The sequence below is a fragment of the Kosakonia arachidis genome (assembly GCF_900116535.1).
In the GTDB taxonomy this organism is placed as follows: domain Bacteria; phylum Pseudomonadota; class Gammaproteobacteria; order Enterobacterales; family Enterobacteriaceae; genus Kosakonia; species Kosakonia arachidis.
In genome coordinates this window covers 188,403-207,553 of record NZ_FPAU01000003.1, presented here as the reverse complement: position 1 = coordinate 207,553, position 19,151 = coordinate 188,403, and the positions used below count along the sequence as shown (strand labels likewise).

The window sequence follows — 19,151 nt, the reverse complement described above, 5'->3', positions numbered from 1 at the left end:
CGTATGGACGCTTTCTGTTTGCGTTACCCGCCCTTAGCAGCAAGGCTTAATGTTATGACGCAGGAACGGTAACGCCCATGACAACAACACATGCACAAACAAGAGCACTGGTCGCAGGCTCGATCGGCAATTTTATCGAATGGTACGAGTTTGCCGTCTATGGCTTTCTTGCCACCGTGATTGCGAAGAACTTTTTTACCCTCGAAGGTGAATCTGCTATCACCAGTCTGATCCTGACCTATGCCGCATTTGCAGTGGCCTTTTTCTTCCGTCCGTTGGGTGCAGTGGTGTTTGGTCGCATAGGTGACCGAATCGGACGTAAGCCAACGCTGATTATTGTCCTCGTATTGATGACGCTGGCGACTGCGGCCATTGGCGTAGTGCCAGTTTATGCGAGCATTGGCGTCGCCGCGCCGCTGCTCATTACCTTTTTACGGATTTTGCAGGGGCTGTTTGCCGGAGGGGAATACGGTGGGGCCGTCTCGCTGATGACCGAGTTTGCTCCGCGAGGTAAGCGTGGTTTATACGGTGCGTGGCAATCATTGACCGTCGCTCTCGGGCTGCTGGCGGGCGCAGGTGTGGTGGCGCTCCTGTCGGGGTTACTCAGCACTGAAGCACTCCACGATTGGGGCTGGCGCATTCCATTTTTTATCGCCATTCCAATGGGAGGGATTGCACTCTGGCTTCGCGTAAACATGGAAGAGACACCCAGTTTTGTTCGCCAGCAAACGCAAGCGATTCCGCCCCAGGCAGCCAGTTTCGCCAGCACGCTAAAAGCCATTATCACCGGGATTGGCCGTCTGATGGTCTGGTCAGCTGCTGGCTATACCTACCTGGTAATTATGCCGACCTACCTTCAGTCGGCGCTGCACACTGGTTTTAATCAGGCGCTATTGATTGCGGTGATTTCAAACGCCGGGTTCGCACTAACCATTATCCCCTCCGGCATTCTGAGTGATCGGATTGGCCGACGCACTGTGATGGTCACCGCCGCCGTTCTGCTACTCCTGCTTGCGTTGCCACTGCTGAAAATTTTACAGGCTGAATCCAGCACGTTACTGATCAAAGCATGCGTAGTATTTATCGCTGGTGGACTGGTGGGCATGCTGGCAGGCCCCGGCCCCGCCATGCTGGCGGAGATGTTTCCCACACGCGTACGTTACACCGGGCTGGGGCTGGCCTATTCGCTGTCGAATGCGATTTTCTCAGGCTGCGCGGGGTTGATTATTACTGGGCTGATTAAGCAGACGGGGAATCTGGATATTCCGGCATATTATGTGATGGCAACGGCAGTGGTGAGTGTGATTGCGCTGATGACACTCAGGAAGGACGATCATCAGCGTTCATTGGAGGAGTAGTGCGGCCTGATGCCCTCCCACGGGGAGAGGGATAAAACACTAAAAAGGCAACTTACGTTGCCTTTGCTGTTTATTTCGCGCGTTGGCGCACGGCTTCAAACAAGCAGATACCGGTAGCGACCGACACGTTCAGCGATGACACGCTGCCCGCCATCGGAATGCTGATCAGCTCATCGCAATGCTCGCGCGTCAGGCGACGCATACCCTCACCTTCCGCGCCCATCACCAGCGCCATAGGGCCGGTCATTTTGCTCTGGAACAGAGTGTGATCCGCTTCACCCGCAGTACCTACGATCCAGATATTCTCTTCCTGTAGCAGACGCATGGTACGTGCCAGATTGGTCACACGAATCAGCGGAACGTTCTCTGCGGCACCGCAGGCCACTTTTTTAGCGGTCGCGTTCAGTTGTGCAGACTTGTCTTTCGGGACGATCACCGCATGTACGCCAGCGGCATCGGCGCTACGCAGGCAGGCACCGAGGTTATGGGGATCGGTGACACCATCAAGGATCAGGAAGAAAGGCTGATCGAGACTGGCAATCAGATCCGGCAGATCGTTTTCCTGATACTGACGGCCCGGTTTCACACGGGCAATAATGCCCTGATGTACCGCCCCTTCGCTTTTTTCATCCAGATATTGACGGTTAGCGACCTGAATCACGACACCCTGCGCTTCCAGCGCGTGGATCAGGGGCATCAGACGTTTGTCTTCACGCCCCTTGAGAATAAACACTTCCTGAAAACGCTCTGGCGCGCGTTCCAGCAGGGCCTGCACCGCATGGATGCCGTAAATCATTTCACTCATCAATGGTACTCATTTGAGGCGAGATCGCCGGGTTGAATAGGCTGTGAGATATTCACATCGCCCCATTATAACCGACAGACGCCCCAGATCGAATCAACTAAGATGACGTATCACTTCCTGGCTCACGCGATGCCGGACATGCTGCTCGATCTCAGCCTAAAACAGATGCTCCGCATGGGTTTCGATGTCGCTTTCGCAACCAAATGGCAACACAGCCTCTTCTACGATTTTTCCCGGTTTCGCCGACATCACCAGAATGTGTTCAGCCAGAAACAGCGCCTCGCCTCTTCTGGAACGTGGGTAACGAGCGCAAGCCATGTCGCGCCAGATGCGCTAAATAAGCGAAGACCAGATGGGAGTCACTCTAGGCATCTGATTCTGAGCCTGCTTACCCACAATAAATATCGATTTTGACAATCTAGCTAACTCAGAGAAATAACCGTCCGGAGGGCTTTTCTATTACGCGAGGGGATATATTACGTTAAAAAAATAACCCCTCTGCGTAGAGAGGGGTTATTAGTCGATATTCCAGAGCTATTTATTCAGCGTCTTTCTTTTTTGATGCACGCTTCGCTTTGGTCGCCGCAGCTATTTTTTGCGTTTTCGCCGACGGTTTTTTCACGCTTTTTTCTTTTTTGGGCTTTGCAGGTTCTTTCGCTTTACGAAATGCGCTGTCAGGTTCGAAATTGACTTTCTTACCGGTCTGTCGACGTTTACCCGACGGTTTCGCACCGTTGCCTTTTTTCGCATTTTCACGTGCTGTTTTACCCACATTGCGAGGACCACGCTCACTGGAGATCAGCGAGAAGTCAATTTTACGCTCGTCCATATTGACCGCTTCCACACGAACTTCCACTTTGTCGCCCAAACGGTAAGTCTGACCGCCCGATTCACCAATCAAACGCTGGCCCACCTGGTCGAAGCGATAGTAGTCGTTATCGAGCGTGGAGACATGCACCAGACCATCGATAAACAGATCGGTCAGGCGTACGAAGAAGCCAAAGCCAGTGACGCTGGCGATCACGCCGGAGAAGGTATTGCCCACCTGGTCCTGCATAAAGTCGCACTTCAGCCAGTCAGAGACTTCACGGGTCGCTTCATCCGCGCGGCGTTCGGTCATTGAACAGTGCTGGCCAAGTTGCAGCATCTCTTCCATAGAGTAGTGCCAGCCGCCGGTTTCAGTGCTGTTGCCGGTATGCCCCTCATCTTTCGCCAGCAGATATTTGATGGCACGGTGCAGCGACAGGTCCGGATAGCGGCGGATCGGCGAAGTGAAATGCGCATAGGATTGCAGCGCCAGACCAAAGTGGCCGCGGTTTTCCGGATCGTAGACTGCCTGTTTCATGGATCGCAGCAGCATGGTTTGCAGCATCTCATGATCGGGACGATCGGCGATGGACTCAAGCAGTGCCGCATAATCCGCAGGCTCAGGCTTGTTACCGCCCGGTAGCTCCAGTCCCAGTTCCGCCAGAACGGTGCGGAAGGAGGTGATCGCCTCAGTGGTTGGCTTGTCGTGGATACGGAACAGCGCGGGCTCATTCTCCTTCTCCACGAAACGCGCCGCCGAGATATTGGCGAGGATCATGCACTCTTCAATCAGTTTATGGGCATCATTGCGCTGAGTTTGCTCAATGCGCTCAATACGACGCTCGGCATTAAAGATAAACTTCGCCTCTTCGCTCTCAAAGGAGATGCCGCCACGTTCTGCTCGGGAGACATCAAGTACTTTATAGAGGTTGTGCAGCTCTTCGATATGCTTAACCAGCGGCGCGTACTGCTCGCGCAGATCCTGATCTCCCTGCAGTATATGCCAGACCTTGTTGTAGGTCAGACGGGCATGGGAGCTCATTACCGCTTCGTAGAATGTATAGCTCGTCAGACGACCCTTTGCCGAAATGGTCATTTCGCAGACCATGCAAAGACGGTCAACCTGCGGGTTGAGCGAGCAGAGACCATTGGAAAGCACTTCCGGCAGCATCGGTACCACCTGGGAAGGGAAATAGACCGATGTACCGCGGCTACGGGCCTCGTCATCCAGCGGTGTACCAGGACGGACGTAATAGCTTACGTCGGCGATAGCCACCCACAAACGCCAGCCGCCGCCACGTTTTTTCTCACAATAAACAGCATCGTCAAAGTCGCGCGCGTCTTCGCCGTCAATGGTAACCAGCGGCAGTGAACGCAGGTCTATGCGACCCACTTTGGCCTCTTCCGGCACCTGCTCTTTCAGACCGGAGATCTGTTTTTCAACCGTAGGCGGCCAGACATACGGGATTTCATGAGTACGCAGCGCCATATCGACAGCCATGCCGGTTCCCATGTTATCGCCCAGCACCTCAACGATTTTACCGATGGCTTTAGTGCGACGGGTCGGGCGTTGGGTAAGTTCAACCACCACCACAAAGCCCATGCGTGCGCCCATGATCTCTTCCGGCGGGATCAGGATGTCGAAGCTCAGACGGCTATCATCCGGCACCACAAAGCCGACGCCCGCCTCGGTAAAGTAACGGCCCACAATCTGACCGGTTTTCGGTACCAGGATGCGCACGACGCGTGCTTCGCGACGGCCTTTACGATCAGCACCCAGCGGCTGAGCCAGAATCTGATCGCCGTGAATACACATTTTCATCTGTTCGCTGGAGAGGTACAGATCGTCTTTACGCCCTTCGACGCGCAGGAAGCCATAGCCGTCGCGGTGGCCGATCACCACACCTTTCAACAGGTCCAGTCGTTCCGGTAACGCGTAGCATTGACGGCGGGTGAACACCAGTTGGCCGTCGCGCTCCATAGCGCGCAAACGACGGCGCAGCGCTTCATTTTGTTCTTCGCCTTCGATATTCAGTTCAACTGCCAGTTCATCACGGCTGGCGGGTTTTTCGCGTTTGGCTAAGTGATCAAGGATAAATTCGCGGCTGGGAATGGGGTTGGTATATTTTTCAGATTCTCGTTCGAGGAAAGGATCTTGTGACATTGCGGGTCCTCCGTAGTCAGCTCTGGCGGAAATTTGCGTCATTCCACCAGCAATAATTTGTAAAGCGGTTGATTCTCTTCAACCAAATCGGCCAGCGTGTAGTTATCCAGCTCCTTGAGAAAACTTTGCACTGCTTTGGCAAGCGCCTTTTTCAGGCGACATGCACTGGTGATATGGCAAAATTCGCTGCTGCAATTGACCAGCGCAAGAGGCTCCAGAGAGCGGACGACATCACCAATGCGGATATCCTGCGCGGGTTTCCCCAGCCGAATCCCACCGTTTTTCCCTCTCACGGCAGCAACATAGCCTTCACGACTTAACTGGTTGATTATTTTGACCATATGATTACGGGATACGCCATATATTTCTGTGACTTCAGTAATATTGGTCATTTTTCCATCAGGCAGCGATGCCATATAGATCAGGGCGCGTAAACCATAATCGGTAAAACTCGTTAACTGCACATCAACCTCAGTAAATGGGAAAAGATGAGATACCCGCAGGTATTGACTCTATTGATGATAAACCAGCCACTAGTCATGCCGCTAATTTATTTGAACAGAAGGGTAAAAAAAGCGAGGAGACGGGACGCGCAAAACGCGCCCCGGAACAACATTACGCGTCAAACGGATCGCGCAGGATCATGGTTTCAGTACGATCCGGGCCAGTTGAGATAATATCAATCGGCACGCCGGTAAGTTCTTCAATACGTTTGATGTAATTCAGCGCCGCCTGCGGCAGACCGCTGCGATCTTTCACACCAAAAGTAGACTCAGACCAGCCAGGCATAATTTCGTAAATCGGCTCAATGCCTTCCCAGTTGTCAGCAGCCAGCGGCGTAATCGTCACTTCGCGACCATCCGGCATACGGTAAGCAACGCAGAGTTTCACCTCTTTCAGGCCATCAAGCACGTCAAGCTTGGTCAGGCAGAAGCCTGAAAGGGAGTTGATCTGTACAGCACGACGCACAGCAACCGTATCCAGCCAGCCTGTACGGCGACGACGACCGGTAGTTGCACCGTATTCGTTACCCTGTTTGCACAGGAACTCGCCAATATCGTCGAACAACTCGGTTGGGAACGGACCGGCACCCACACGCGTAGAATATGCTTTGATAATACCCAGTACGTAGTCAACGTAACGCGGACCAAGACCGGAACCGGTAGCGACGCCGCCTGCTGTGGTGTTGGAAGAGGTTACGTACGGATAGGTGCCGTGATCGATGTCCAGCAGCGTCCCCTGCGCACCTTCGAACATGACGAAATCGCCACGTCGACGCGCCTGATCCAGCAGGTCGGAAACATCAACAACCATCGCAGTCAGAATGTCGGCTATCGCCATCACATCATCCAGCACTTTCTGGTAGTCAACAGCTTCTACTTTATAGAAGTTCACCAGTTGGAAGTTGTGATATTCCATCACTTCTTTCAGTTTGTCGGCGAAAGTCGCTTTATCGAACAGATCGCCCACGCGCAGACCGCGACGAGCCACTTTATCTTCGTAAGCAGGGCCGATGCCGCGGCCGGTGGTGCCGATGGCTTTCGCGCCGCGCGCTTTTTCACGCGCAACGTCAAGCGCAACGTGATAATCAAGGATTAACGGGCATGCTTCGGAAAGCAGCAGACGTTCGCGAACCGGGATACCACGGTCTTCCAGTTCTTTCATCTCTTTCATCAGCGCCGCCGGAGACAGCACAACACCGTTACCGATAATGCTGGTGACGTTTTCGCGAAGAATGCCTGATGGAATAAGATGGAGGACGGTTTTTTCACCGTTGATTACGAGAGTATGGCCTGCGTTGTGACCGCCCTGGTAGCGCACAACATATTTAGCCCGTTCAGTCAGAAGATCAACGATCTTCCCTTTACCTTCGTCACCCCATTGGGTGCCCAGTACGACGACGTTGTTACCCATTTTTCAAAATCACCGTTTGCTTAAAAATGGATTCTACCACCGCTTTTTTTCAGATTCAGCACTTTTTCCGCGCAAAATTGACCAAAGACGCCCGCTTTTCGCTCAGCCAATCGTTTTCCTCAACATGTAGTAGATCACTACTCCCGCAACCACAAGCCCACCGCCAAAACGACGTAAAAGATGGTCCGGAAGCAGGCTCAGCGAGGCAATCATACGCCGCCAGGCTCGCGGATAAAGCATCGGACCAAGGCCTTCAAAGACCAAAACCAGCGCCAGGGCGAGCCAGATTGTCGAATTCATGTCTAATCCTTAAAAAAACAAAACCACCGCCGAATTTTGGCGGTGGTTTTTATCATGAAAACCGCTGGCGCAAACTTAGCGTGTCGCGGAAGTCGGCGTTTTCATATAACGGAAGAAATCACTGTCCGGGCTGAGCACCATCACATCCTGGTTGCTATCAAAGCTATTTTCGTATGCGCGCAGGCTGCGGATAAAAGCATAAAAATCCGGGTCCTGACTAAAAGCATCGGCAAACAGTTTTGCAGCTTCAGCATCACCTTCACCGCGCAGGATACGTCCCTGACGCTCAGATTCCGCCAGTGTTTTCGTCACTTCGTAGTCCGCTGCGGCACGTAGTTTTTCCGCTTCTTCCTGGCCCTGTGAACGGTGACGACGGGCTACCGCTTCACGCTCGGCACGCATACGGTTGTAGATCGCATCCGACACTTCTGCCGGCAGGTTGATCTGCTTGATACGCACATCGACCACTTCGATACCCAGCGCAGCCATACTGTTCGGGTTAATAACCGGTACTTTACCGTTGGTTTCAACCTGTACGCGCTCTGCAGCTTTGGCAATGGCATCATCTGCTGCCGGTGTTGCCACTTCGTCTTCCGTCCCCGCAGAACCGGAGTTCAACGCATCACGTACTTCCAGCGTCAGACGACCACGAGAATCGGTAACGATGTCTTTCACATCCAGACGACCAATTTCAGAACGCAGACGGTCAGAGAACTTACGTTTCAGCAGCACCTCGGCCTGGGAGACGTCACCGCCGCCAGTCGCCAGGTAATAACGGCTGAAATCACTGATGCGCCACTTGATATAAGAGTCAACGATCAGATCTTTCTTCTCTTTAGTGACAAAGCGATCGGCCTGGTTATCCATGGTCTGAATACGCGCATCAAGCAGTTTAACCGATTCGATAAACGGCAGCTTAAAGTGCAAGCCTGGCGCATAAACCAGCGGCTTATTTTCGTCGTCGCGCAATACCTTACCAAAGCGTAGTGAAATTCCGCGTTCGCCTTCTTTCACCACAAAAGTAGAGGTGTAGAGCACTACCAGCACGATGATGATGATCGTGATAACTGACTTACGCATCGTTATTCCCCCTGACGCTGGTAGTCGTTACGCTGCGCGTTTACGCGGCGTTGGTCCATGATGTTTCCGGCAGATGGTGCCGGGGCGCTGTTCGCGCTGCTGCCAGAGTTGGACGCAGGTGGCAGGCGCAGCGGATTGTTTGCACCACTGCTGTCACTCTTTGCCGCAGGTGCGCTCGCGCCGCCTTTCAGCATCTGATCCAGCGGCAGCACCATCATGTTGCCACCTTTATCGTTAACCAGCACCTTGCGGGTATGGCTCAGCACTTTTTCCATGGTTTCGATATACAAACGCTCACGGGTAATTTCAGGCGCAGCTTTATATTCCGGCAGGAGCTTGGCGAAACGCGCCACTTCCCCCTGTGCCTCCAGGATAGTCTGCGTTTTATAAGCACGCGCCTCTTCGAGAATACGCTGTGCCTGACCGTTTGCGCGTGGCTGTACTTCGTTGCTGTAGGCTTCCGCTTCACGGATGTACTGCTGCTCGTTTTCACGTGCCGCAATCGCATCGTCAAACGCGGCTTTCACTTCTTCCGGCGGACGTGCAGCCTGGAAGTTGACGTCGAGCAGGGTAATCCCCATGTTGTACGGACGAATGGTCTCTTCCAGCTCACGCTGAGTATCGCTACGAATAACGGTACGCCCTTCGGTCAGAATACGATCCATGGAATATTTACCGATCACACCGCGCAGGGCGCTATCGGTTGCCTGGCGCAGGCTGTCATCGGCGCTGGTGACGCTGAACAGGTAACGCTCCGGATCGGTCACGCGGTACTGCACGTTCATCTCAACGCGCACGACGTTTTCATCAGAAGTGAGCATCACGCCAGAAGCCGCCAGTTCACGAACCGATTCGACGTTTACCGGTGTCACGCTGTCGATAAAGGTCGGCTTCCAGTTCAGACCCGGCTCAACCAAATGGCTGAACTTGCCGAAGCGCGTAACGACACCACGTTCTGCTTCTTTAATGGTATAGAATCCGGTCGCAGCCCAGATAATCACGGCGGCGGCGGCAACGATGCCGACAATGCGTCCACCCGCCTGACCGCGAGGACCAGAGGAACCAGGCGCGCCCCCGGTACTTTTACCACCGCCCAGGCCACCGAGTTTTTTACTCAGTTTGCGGAAAATATCATCCAGATCAGGTGGCCCCTGATCGCGACCGCCTTTGTTTCCATTTCCCTCAGAGTTGCCGCCTGGTTTGCTGCTTCCCCACGGGTCGCGGTCCTGTCCGTTTTTACCGGGCTGATTCCACGCCATGTATGTGCTCCATATGTATATATCGTGCGGTGTATGCCCGGCCTCGCGGGCACCCCCAAAGGGGAAAAATCTTCAGGCTGCCGGTCAAACGAGGTATTCTTCGAGTGCCGGTTCTTGTTTACAGAGTCGACGCCAGTCGACAATCGGCATACGCACCTGCAAACCTACGCTGCCATCGTCTTCCATCCACTCTTTTTCTATTGCCTGAAGCTGGTAAAACCGACTTCTCAGACGCCCTTCCTCAGGTGGTAAACGCAACGTGTGCTGCGCGACTTCACCGGAAAGACGCTCTGTTAAAGCCTGAAATAACAGTGGTACGCCAACCCCCGTCTGCGCAGAGAGCCAGACACGGATTGGTTTATTCTCTTCATCCCGGTCGATACGCGGCTCAAAATCTTCCAGCATATCGATCTTGTTCATCACCAGCAGCGTTGGTATCTCGTGTGCTTCAATCTCTTCAAGCACCGTATTCACTGCATCAATATTCTCTTGCACACGCACATCGGCGGCGTCAATAACATGCAGCAGCAGCGTCGCCTGACGCGTCTCCTGCAAGGTCGCTTTAAATGCCGCCACCAGATCGTGCGGCAGATGGCGAATAAACCCGACCGTATCGGCCAAAACGGTTTCGCCAACATCCGCTACGTCAATACGACGAAGCGTGGGATCCAGCGTCGCAAATAGCTGATCCGCCGCATAGACTTGCGCTTCGGTAATCTGGTTAAACAACGTGGATTTACCGGCGTTGGTATAGCCCACCAGCGAAACCGTTGGAATATCGGCTTTCGTGCGGGAGCGCCGCCCCTGCTCGCGCTGCTTCTCAACTTTTTCGAGGCGCGAGAGGATCTGGGTAATTCGATTACGCAGCAAACGACGGTCGGTTTCGAGCTGGGTTTCACCCGGACCGCGCAAACCAATCCCGCCTTTTTGTCGTTCAAGGTGGGTCCAGCCACGCACAAGGCGCGTCGCCAGATGGCGCAACTGTGCCAGCTCAACCTGCAATTTACCTTCGTGCGTGCGTGCCCGCTGGGCAAAAATATCTAAAATCAAACCGGTGCGATCGATAACCCGACATTCGCACAGTCTCTCCAGGTTTCGTTCCTGGGCGGGAGTTAGCGCATGATCAAAGAGCACGACGGAAGCACCCGCTGATTTTACGGCATCCGCAATTTCTACTGCTTTACCTTCACCAACAAAGTACTTGGGGTGCGGTGCTTTACGGCTACCGGTAATCACCTGCATTGCTTCGACACCGGCGGAAGAGACCAGAGATTCAAATTCCTGGAGATCTTCCATATCTTTGTCTTGCGAAAAATAGATGTGTACCAGCACCGCCTGCTCACCGGCGTCATAGCGGTCAAACAAGCGTAAATCCTCATATAATACCAGCGGGGAACACAGTTTAACTGGCTCCCCGATCTGGAAAATCAGCCGTCAACCTTATTCAGTTTCTTCGCCGTCTTGCTGTGCAGAGCCCTGCGCGTTGCTACCGTGATGGTAGTTACTGCTTGTACCGCCGCCCGCATTGTTACTATGATGAGAAACCGGACGAGATGGAACAACAGTAGAAATCGCGTGCTTATAGACCATCTGGCTGACCGTGTTCTTCAACAGAATAACGAACTGATCGAAAGACTCAATTTGCCCTTGCAGCTTAATACCATTCACCAAATAAATTGAAACTGGAACACGTTCCCGACGCAGTGCGTTCAGGAACGGATCTTGTAAAGATTGCCCCTTAGCCATTCTATCTTTTCCTTATATGCTTGTTTTGTACTTAGAACTCGAAAGTTCTGAAAACTGCGTAAAAATTCGCGCACGATACGGCTTAATTGTACACATTCACCCTGCGATAGCACTAACAACCTGTAACACGTCACGGTAAGACTTTTCCGGCTTTTCACTCTCTAACCAGTGAACGCCATCCCAGCCCCGCAGCCAGGTTATCTGTCGCTTGGCTAACTGCCTCGTGGCGCAAATACCTCGATAAACCATTTCATCGTATGTGATTTCACCTTCAAGATACGACCACATCTGGCGGTATCCCACACAACGAATGGAAGGCATATCCGTATGCAAATCTCCGCGAGCAAAAAGCGCCCGCACTTCTGCTTCAAAACCTGAAGCTAACATCTGATGAAAACGCTGCTCGATCCGCTGATGGAGCAGTTCACGGCTCGCCGGGGCGATGGCGAACTGATGCACCTGGTAAGGCAGAGCGTCTCCTGACGTTTGCGTCAGGTCCGTTAAAGTTTTACCCGAAATGAAAAAAACTTCCAGTGCCCGGGAAAGCCTTTGTGGATCATTTGGATGAATCCGCGCTGCAGCAACGGGGTCAATCTCCCGTAACTGTTGATGCAACGCTTCCCATCCACGCTCTGCCGCCTGTTTTTCTATTTCCGCTCTGACTTTTGCATCAGCTGATGGCAGGGGCGATAACCCTTCCAGCAGCGCTTTAAAGTAGAGCATTGTACCGCCCACCAGCAAAGGAATACGCCCTGCTTCGGTGATTTCCTGCATCGCCGCCAGTGCATCGCGGCGAAAATCGGCGGCGGAATAAGCCTGCGCAGGATCGAGAATGTCCAGTAATCGATGCGGTGCAGCACGTAACTCCTCCATGCTCGGCTTGGCGGTGCCGATATCCATGCCCTGATAGATAAGGGCAGAGTCAACGCTTATCAACTCTACTGGCAAAACTTTACGTAACTCAATGGCTAACGCAGTCTTGCCGGAGGCCGTCGGCCCCATCAAAAAAATTGCCTTCGGCAGGCTTGCCTTAATCACTTCACTCATGTTTCAGGGCGTTCATCGCCGTTTGTAGCTCTACTGGTTGTAATAAACCATCTGGCGGTGTTTTCACCAGATGCGGACAAAGCCGTTCAACGTCGGCCAGCAGGGTAATCGCCTGCGCCACACTCCATTGCGGATGATCGCTCGCCAGATGACGAGCCAGCCACTGGGTTATATTCACCGCATCAATGCTTGTCTGCTGCGCCAGGTAGCCTATCAGAGCAGGAATCAAGATTTGTAAATTTTGTTGGCGCAAGGGTAAAGGCACAGCACGGATGGTCACATGCTGGTCGTCCAGCAGCAATTCAATCCCCATGCCTGCCAGCACTGGCTGCGCACGTTTCAGCGCCGCACTCTCCTCAGTGGAGATTTTTAAACGTACCGGGATCAGCAGCGGTTGGCCGCATGCTGGCGCATTATCCGGGGAGAGTTGCGCCAGCCGCAGCCAACGCTCTGCCACCGGCAGCGCCAACAGAGCAATCTTGCCATCACGCTCAAGCAAGGCAAAATGCGGCACGATCAGAGTCAGCACGCGGCCAAAACTCTGACAATGTCCTTCCAGTGCAGGAACAACAGAAGCGACGCTTTCGGTTTTACGTTCAGTTGCGGGCGTTTCCAGCAACTGGCGATAGAGTGCCCCCTGCTGTTTCTGATACCCTGGCTGCGCATTCGGCCACGCTTGTCCCGTAGCACCGTTGCCCCCGCGTGATGCGCCAGAAGCCGATGATGAATAACGCGGAGCTTCGGGTTCACGGGCAACGGGCGGCGCAGCAAACTGGTTACGCCCGGCAGCGACACGGTTCTCCGGTAATCCACGGGGCGCAGACTCTTCTTCCAGTTGCAGCGGCGCTTCGAGCTGCTGTTGCAGCACGCTCAATACACCCTGGTAGATAAAATCATGCACCAGTCGTGATTGATGGAAACGTACTTCATGTTTTGCCGGATGCACATTCACATCCACCTGGTGTGGGTCAATTTTCAGATAAAGCACAAAAGCAGGCTGCTGATCGGCTCCCAGCTTATCTTCACACGCCTGGCGAATAGCGTGATTAATTAATCGGTCACGCATCATGCGGCCATTCACGTAGCAATACTGGATCTCAGCAAACGCGCTGCTGCTACTTTTAGGATCGGCCACCCAGCCATGCAGAGATAAATCGCCATGCTGCCACGCAATCTCCAGCGACTGTTCCAGAAAAGCCGTGCCACATATTGCTCCAAGCCGACGTTCTTTTGGTGCGCCTTCGGCAACTGCACGGTACTGGCGCACCATTTTCCCGTTGTGATTCAGATTAATAGTGACGTCAAAACGCGCCAGTGCAATGCGACGGATCACCTCATCAATATGACCAAACTCCGTTTTTTCCGTCCGCATAAACTTACGCCGCGCCGGCGTGTTGTAGAACAGATCCAGTACTTCCAGCGTGGTACCAACAGGGTGCGCAGCAGGTTTTACCGTTACCTCCATATCGCGGCCTTCCGCGTAGGCTTGCCACGCTTCTTGCTGATCGACAGTACGGGAGGTGAGCGTTAAACGGGAGACTGAACTGATACTGGCCAGCGCTTCGCCGCGAAAACCGAGGCTGATAATCGCTTCCAGATCGTCAAGCGAGGCGATTTTACTGGTGGCATGACGAGCCAGCGCAAGCGCCAGTTCGTCTTTCTTGATGCCACCGCCGTTATCGCGAATGCGAATAAGCTTCGCACCACCGCGTTCGATGTCAATATCAATACGCGTCGCCCCGGCATCAAGACTGTTTTCAACTAATTCTTTCACCACCGACGCAGGGCGTTCAACCACTTCGCCAGCGGCGATCTGGTTCGCAAGCTGCGGCGGTAGAACCTGTATCGGCATGAAAAATATCCTTAGTTAAGTAAACCGCTTGCAGGTGCTGCAGCGCTGGCCGTTTGCCCGCCTCCGCCCTGCGGCGCGGATTGCAACGGATGCGCGAGGAAATAGTTACGCAGGCCTCCATAAATCGCTTCGGCGATTTGCTGCTGGTAGGCGTCGCTGGCCAGTAAACGCTCTTCCCCACTGTTGCTGATAAAACCTGTTTCAACCAGTACCGACGGAATATCAGGCGAGCGCAGCACGCCCAGGCTGGCATGTTCAGGACGGCTTTTATGTAATGCTCCCACACGCTGAAGCTGGCTTAGTATGCTCGTGGCGACATCATAACCGACGCGCTGAGAATGGCCGAACTGTAAATCGAGCACCGCCTGGCTGAGATAGGGGTCAGACTGGCTATTCGCCAACATGTCGCCTGCGCCGCCTAACAATTCGGATTGTTTCTCATGCTGCTCCAACCAGCCCGCCATCTCGCTGTTAGCGCGACGGTTTGACAGCACCCAGACAGACGCACCGGTAGCGTCACGGTTTGGCGCAGCATCGGCGTGGATCGAGACAAGAAAGTTAGCGTTCTGCTTACGCGCCACATCGGAACGTCCCATTACGGAGATAAAATAATCCCCGTCGCGGGTCATCACCGGTTTGAACATCGGATCGTCATTCAGCAGCGCACGCAATTTACGTGCGATGGAGATGGTGACGTTTTTCTCCTCCGTACCACCAGAGCCAATTGCGCCAGGATCCTGGCCGCCATGTCCGGCGTCAATCGCAATCACAACTTTGTCGCCAGATGCCAATCGCGACTGCACCGCCGGACGCGTCACAGTGTTGCTGCTGGTAACACTGGTAATGCGGTCATTGTCTGATTTAAACGGATTACGTCCAGGCTGAGACGGGCGCGGCGTAACAACAGGCGTTTCTACTCGCTTTGCCACCACTGGCGGCGGCGGAGGGACGTCAGCATCAATGGTAAATACCACCTTGTAACCCGCGCCGTTTTGCTGTTTCACCGCACGGGTTTTGCCATTCTGCGTCAAATCCACTATCAGGCGGATCGACTGGTTATCTTTTGCCATACCTGCGCGAATACTTTTCACCAGATTATTACCGCTAAACTGCAACGGTAATCCCTGAATAACACCGGTCTGTTTGATATCCAGCGCCACGCTGCGCTTATCTTGTTGCGAAAACGCATACTCAGGATCACCCATAAAACTAAAGGTGATACGCGCCTGGCTGTCGCCATTGGACACCTGGATATCCGCTAAACTTGCTGCGCCAGCGTGAGTGCACGCCAGCAAAAGAACTGCCGCCAACCAACCTTTCACGCGAGAGATCATCTCGTCACCCTTCCTGCTTAACCAGCCATACGCGCCAGCAACGACTCACCAGATGAGGAAACAGCACGAATGCGCGCCTCACGCCCCTGCGCCTGGTAATTTAAATGGATTTCGACATCCGGGTCAGGCAGTACACCCGCACCTTGTTGCGGCCACTCGACCAGGCAAATTGCGTCGTTGGCAAAATAATCGCGGATCCCCATAAACTCCAGTTCCTCCGGATCCGCAAGACGGTAGAGATCAAAGTGATACACCATCAGTTTATCGAGGGTGTAAGGCTCCACCAGCGTGTAGGTCGGGCTTTTGACATTCCCGTGATGACCTAAGGCTTGTAAAAAGCCCCGGCTAAAGGTGGTTTTACCCGCACCGAGATCGCCATACAGATAAATCACTGTCGCGCCGTCGCAGGCCTGCGCCACGCGGTTGCCGAGATCCAGTGTCGATTGCTCGTCAGGTAAAGGAATAACTCGATTAATCATCTTTTGTATCAATTACATCCGGGTTAACAACACGCAAAAGCGCCATAAAAAGATCTGTGGCCAGCATACCGCGCTGACCATATTTTGCCGCCTGTCTGTCGGCTGCTGCACCATGCGCAACGCATCCAGCGCAAGCCGCATCATACAAACTGAGTTTCTGACCGAGCAGCGCGCCAATAATGCCCGACAACACGTCGCCCATGCCACCGCTCGCCATGCCAGCATTTCCGGCATCAACAATACCTGTCTCACCAGACTCGCTCGCCACTACCGTACCCGCCCCTTTCAGCACTACCACACCAGCGTAACGTTTTACCAGACGTTGAGCAGAAAGTAAGCGATCACTTTCGATTTCCGCCACACTACAGTTGAGCAAACGCGCTGCCTCGCCGGGATGCGGCGTCAATACGCGATTGTGACGTTTATCGGGATTGATTGCCAGAAGGTTCAACGCATCGGCGTCCCACAGCATCGGCTTACGAAAATTCTCCACTTTTTGCAGCGCTTTTTTGCCCCACTCTTGCTGCCCAAGTCCTGGTCCTATCACCACCACATCCGCCCACTCCAGGCTTTCATCCAGCGATGCCGCAGTCAGTTCATGGACCATAAGTTCCGGGCGAGCAGTGATAATGGGCGGGATATTCTCGCTACGCGTCAGCACGCGAACCAGACCGGCACCTGCGCGCAACGCGGCTTCACCGGCCATACGGATGGCACCTGCCGTACCGTGATCGCCACCAATGATCACCAGCCGCCCATGATCGCCTTTATGTGCTGTTGGACGGCGCGGTGGTAGCCACTGCGCTAACTGGCTGTCATCAAAACGAGAAAACGGCGCTTGCTGGCCGTTAAGCCAGGATTCAAGCCCAAGAGCATGGTGATGCAACTGGCCGACGACATCACGCGCTTTGCCGGTCAGCAATCCCGGTTTAAGCGCGATAAAAGTCACCGTGTGATGCGCCTGAATAGCTGAACCCGGCGTCGTGCCAGTTTGCGCATTAAGGCCGGAGGGGATATCCAGCGCCAGCACCGGCGCTGAATGCAGGTTGGCATGTTCAATCAGCGCGGCGACATCGTCACGCGGGGCGCTGCTCAGTCCCGTTCCGAGTAAAGCATCGATAATTAAATCCACATCGTCCGGCCAGGCGACATCCGCAGCATGGATGACACCCCCAGCATCAAGCCAGGCTTCACGTGCGGTTGTAGCCTCTTCCGGAGGCTGCTTGCTACTCTCCAGCGCCAGCAGCGTCACGGTAATGCCCGCCGCCGCCGCCAAACGCGCAACAACATAGCCGTCGCCGCCGTTATTACCGTGCCCACAAAGCACCAGCCAGCTATGTGTGTCAGGAAATTGCTCCCGCGCGACAGCAAACGCGGCTTCGCCCGCGCGCTGCATAAGTTCATAGAGCGTGATGCCGAGGCTGTCTGCCGCCTCGCGTTCCACGCGTTTCATCTCAGCCGTTGGCCAGACAGAGTGTGGTATACTTGCTGCGTTTTTCTTCATTTCTATGGTCCGTCATGTCACAGCCCCTCAATCTCAACGACTTAGCGCAACAAATCAAACTTTGGGGCTCTGAACTGGGTTTTCAGCAGGTCGGTATTGCGGATACCGATCTCAGCGCCAGCGAGCCAAAGCTGCAAGCGTGGCTGGACAAACAATATCACGGCGAAATGGAGTGGATGGCGCGCCACGGCATGATGCGCGCCCGCCCCCACGAACTTCTCCCCGGCACGCTGCGCGTCATTAGTGTGCGCATGAATTACCTTCCTGCACAGGCTGCTTTCGCCAGCACGCTGAAAAACCCAACGCTTGGCTATGTCAGCCGTTATGCGCTGGGTCGCGATTATCATAAGCTGCTGCGCAACCGGCTCAAAAAGCTCGGAGAACTTATTCAGCAGCATTGTGCTTCGCTGAATTTTAGACCTTTTGTTGATTCTGCGCCCATTCTTGAGCGTCCGCTGGCGGAAAAAGCCGGGCTGGGCTGGACAGGTAAGCACTCACTTATTCTCAGCCGCGATGCAGGCTCGTTCTTTTTCCTTGGTGAACTGCTGATTGATATCCCGTTACCCGTTGATTCGCCAATCGAAGAAGGTTGTGGGCGCTGTGTGGCCTGCATGACGATTTGCCCGACCGGAGCCATTGTCGAGCCTTATACCGTCGATGCCCGCCGCTGCATATCTTATCTGACGATTGAACTGGAAGGCGCCATCCCGGAAGCGTTTCGCCCGCTGATCGGTAATCGCATTTACGGCTGTGACGACTGCCAGCTGATTTGCCCATGGAATCGTTACTCACAATTGACCAGCGAAGAGGATTTCAGCCCGCGTAAAACGCTGCATGCCCCGGCCCTGATTGAGCTGTTCGCCTGGAATGAAGCACACTTTCTGAAAGTCACGGAGGGTTCGGCGATTCGCCGTATTGGTCATTTACGCTGGCTACGCAATATTGCCGTTGCGCTGGGTAATTCGCCGTGGGATGAGGCTGCTATTCAGGCGCTCCAACAGCGGCTTGGTGAGCACCCACTTCTCGACGAACACATAGAATGGGCGATTGCGCAGCAAATTGAGAAACGAAATGCCTGCGTAGTCGAAGTACAACCTGCGAAAAAGCAGCGACTGGTACGGGTGGTGGAAAAAGGGCTGCCGCGCGATGCCTGAACCATCCACAGCCTGTGAATAAAATAAAAAACACATTACGATTCAACGTTCACAAAATCGTCAAGCGATCGTATTAACAATTTGAATTATTATTTTATTTTTATTTTTCAGTTGGTTGAAAAGAAATTGTTCACCTGACGAAGCAATAATAATGTTGCGAATGAAAGTTATGCCTGTGGATAACTCTGTTCACAATAGTTTGGCAGAACAATAAAAAAACGCCCCCAACGAGGGATCCCGCTGTGGATAATTTTTTATAATTGAAGATTTGGAGCGGGAAACGAGACTCGAACTCGCGACCCCGACCTTGGCAAGGTCGTGCTCTACCAACTGAGCTATTCCCGCATA

General features: G+C 53.8%; 17 protein-coding genes and 1 tRNA gene. 2 read left to right on the top strand and 16 right to left on the bottom strand.

From position 1 onward, the window contains the following. Positions 1 to 77 precede the first annotated feature (77 nt). Complete coding sequence (locus BM427_RS12535; protein ID WP_090122011.1) at positions 78 to 1,358, top strand: MFS transporter; 1,281 nt, start codon at positions 78 to 80, stop codon at positions 1,356 to 1,358. Between the two features lie 70 nt (positions 1,359 to 1,428). Here the strand turns inward: BM427_RS12535 and rlmB are convergent, their stop codons facing one another. The 15 genes from rlmB to nnr form a co-directional block, all read right to left on the bottom strand. Next, positions 1,429 to 2,163 carry a 23S rRNA (guanosine(2251)-2'-O)-methyltransferase RlmB gene (gene rlmB, locus BM427_RS12530; RefSeq protein WP_090122010.1) on the bottom strand — a complete coding sequence of 245 codons (735 nt, stop codon included), beginning with the start codon at positions 2,161 to 2,163 and terminating at the stop codon, positions 1,429 to 1,431. 156 nt (positions 2,164 to 2,319) lie between these two features. After that, positions 2,320 to 2,481, bottom strand: coding sequence for a hypothetical protein (locus BM427_RS12525; protein ID WP_244316525.1), 162 nt, complete (start codon positions 2,479 to 2,481; stop codon positions 2,320 to 2,322). 220 nt (positions 2,482 to 2,701) lie between these two features. Then, positions 2,702 to 5,134, bottom strand: coding sequence for a ribonuclease R (rnr, locus tag BM427_RS12520; protein WP_090122008.1), 2,433 nt, complete (start codon positions 5,132 to 5,134; stop codon positions 2,702 to 2,704). Positions 5,135 to 5,172: 38 nt separating this feature from the next. Continuing rightward, the gene (gene nsrR, locus BM427_RS12515; RefSeq protein WP_090122006.1) at positions 5,173 to 5,598 is read right to left on the bottom strand and encodes a nitric oxide-sensing transcriptional repressor NsrR; all 426 of its coding nucleotides are present in this window, start codon (positions 5,596 to 5,598) and stop codon (positions 5,173 to 5,175) included. A gap of 151 nt (positions 5,599 to 5,749) precedes the next feature. Beyond that, positions 5,750 to 7,048, bottom strand: a complete 1,299-nt coding sequence (gene purA, locus BM427_RS12510; protein WP_090122004.1) for an adenylosuccinate synthase — start codon at positions 7,046 to 7,048, stop codon at positions 5,750 to 5,752. 102 nt (positions 7,049 to 7,150) lie between these two features. Next, a complete protein-coding gene (locus tag BM427_RS12505; RefSeq protein ID WP_035886960.1) occupies positions 7,151 to 7,348 on the bottom strand; it encodes a DUF2065 domain-containing protein in 198 nt (65 codons plus the stop codon). A 75-nt stretch (positions 7,349 to 7,423) separates the two neighbouring features. Next, positions 7,424 to 8,428 carry a protease modulator HflC gene (gene hflC, locus BM427_RS12500; protein ID WP_090122002.1) on the bottom strand — a complete coding sequence of 335 codons (1,005 nt, stop codon included), beginning with the start codon at positions 8,426 to 8,428 and terminating at the stop codon, positions 7,424 to 7,426. A gap of 2 nt (positions 8,429 to 8,430) precedes the next feature. Next, positions 8,431 to 9,687, bottom strand: a complete 1,257-nt coding sequence (gene hflK, locus BM427_RS12495; RefSeq protein WP_090122000.1) for an FtsH protease activity modulator HflK — start codon at positions 9,685 to 9,687, stop codon at positions 8,431 to 8,433. Positions 9,688 to 9,771: 84 nt separating this feature from the next. Continuing rightward, positions 9,772 to 11,052: a ribosome rescue GTPase HflX gene (gene hflX, locus BM427_RS12490; RefSeq protein ID WP_090121999.1), complete on the bottom strand. Its 1,281-nt coding sequence runs from the start codon at positions 11,050 to 11,052 to the stop codon at positions 9,772 to 9,774. Positions 11,053 to 11,127: 75 nt separating this feature from the next. Next, on the bottom strand, positions 11,128 to 11,433 hold the full coding sequence (hfq, locus tag BM427_RS12485; RefSeq protein WP_007372739.1) for an RNA chaperone Hfq: 306 nt from the start codon (positions 11,431 to 11,433) through the stop codon (positions 11,128 to 11,130). Positions 11,434 to 11,529: 96 nt separating this feature from the next. Next, positions 11,530 to 12,480, bottom strand: a complete 951-nt coding sequence (gene miaA, locus BM427_RS12480) for a tRNA (adenosine(37)-N6)-dimethylallyltransferase MiaA (protein WP_090121997.1) — start codon at positions 12,478 to 12,480, stop codon at positions 11,530 to 11,532. After that, the gene (gene mutL, locus BM427_RS12475) at positions 12,473 to 14,332 is read right to left on the bottom strand and encodes a DNA mismatch repair endonuclease MutL (protein WP_090121995.1); all 1,860 of its coding nucleotides are present in this window, start codon (positions 14,330 to 14,332) and stop codon (positions 12,473 to 12,475) included. Before mutL ends, miaA begins: the two co-directional genes overlap by 8 nt. A gap of 11 nt (positions 14,333 to 14,343) precedes the next feature. Next, positions 14,344 to 15,666 carry an N-acetylmuramoyl-L-alanine amidase AmiB gene (gene amiB / locus BM427_RS12470; protein ID WP_090121993.1) on the bottom strand — a complete coding sequence of 441 codons (1,323 nt, stop codon included), beginning with the start codon at positions 15,664 to 15,666 and terminating at the stop codon, positions 14,344 to 14,346. Positions 15,667 to 15,683: 17 nt separating this feature from the next. Continuing rightward, the gene (gene tsaE, locus BM427_RS12465; RefSeq protein WP_090121992.1) at positions 15,684 to 16,145 is read right to left on the bottom strand and encodes a tRNA (adenosine(37)-N6)-threonylcarbamoyltransferase complex ATPase subunit type 1 TsaE; all 462 of its coding nucleotides are present in this window, start codon (positions 16,143 to 16,145) and stop codon (positions 15,684 to 15,686) included. Next, positions 16,138 to 17,649, bottom strand: a complete 1,512-nt coding sequence (gene nnr, locus BM427_RS12460) for a bifunctional ADP-dependent NAD(P)H-hydrate dehydratase/NAD(P)H-hydrate epimerase (protein WP_090121990.1) — start codon at positions 17,647 to 17,649, stop codon at positions 16,138 to 16,140. Before nnr ends, tsaE begins: the two co-directional genes overlap by 8 nt. A gap of 14 nt (positions 17,650 to 17,663) precedes the next feature. On the opposite strand from nnr, the gene queG reads away from it, so the two are divergent. Next, on the top strand, positions 17,664 to 18,803 hold the full coding sequence (gene queG / locus BM427_RS12455; protein WP_090121988.1) for a tRNA epoxyqueuosine(34) reductase QueG: 1,140 nt from the start codon (positions 17,664 to 17,666) through the stop codon (positions 18,801 to 18,803). A gap of 269 nt (positions 18,804 to 19,072) precedes the next feature. On the opposite strand, the gene BM427_RS12450 is transcribed toward queG, so the two are convergent. Beyond that, positions 19,073 to 19,148, bottom strand: a tRNA-Gly gene (locus tag BM427_RS12450). Positions 19,149 to 19,151: the final 3 nt, after the last annotated feature.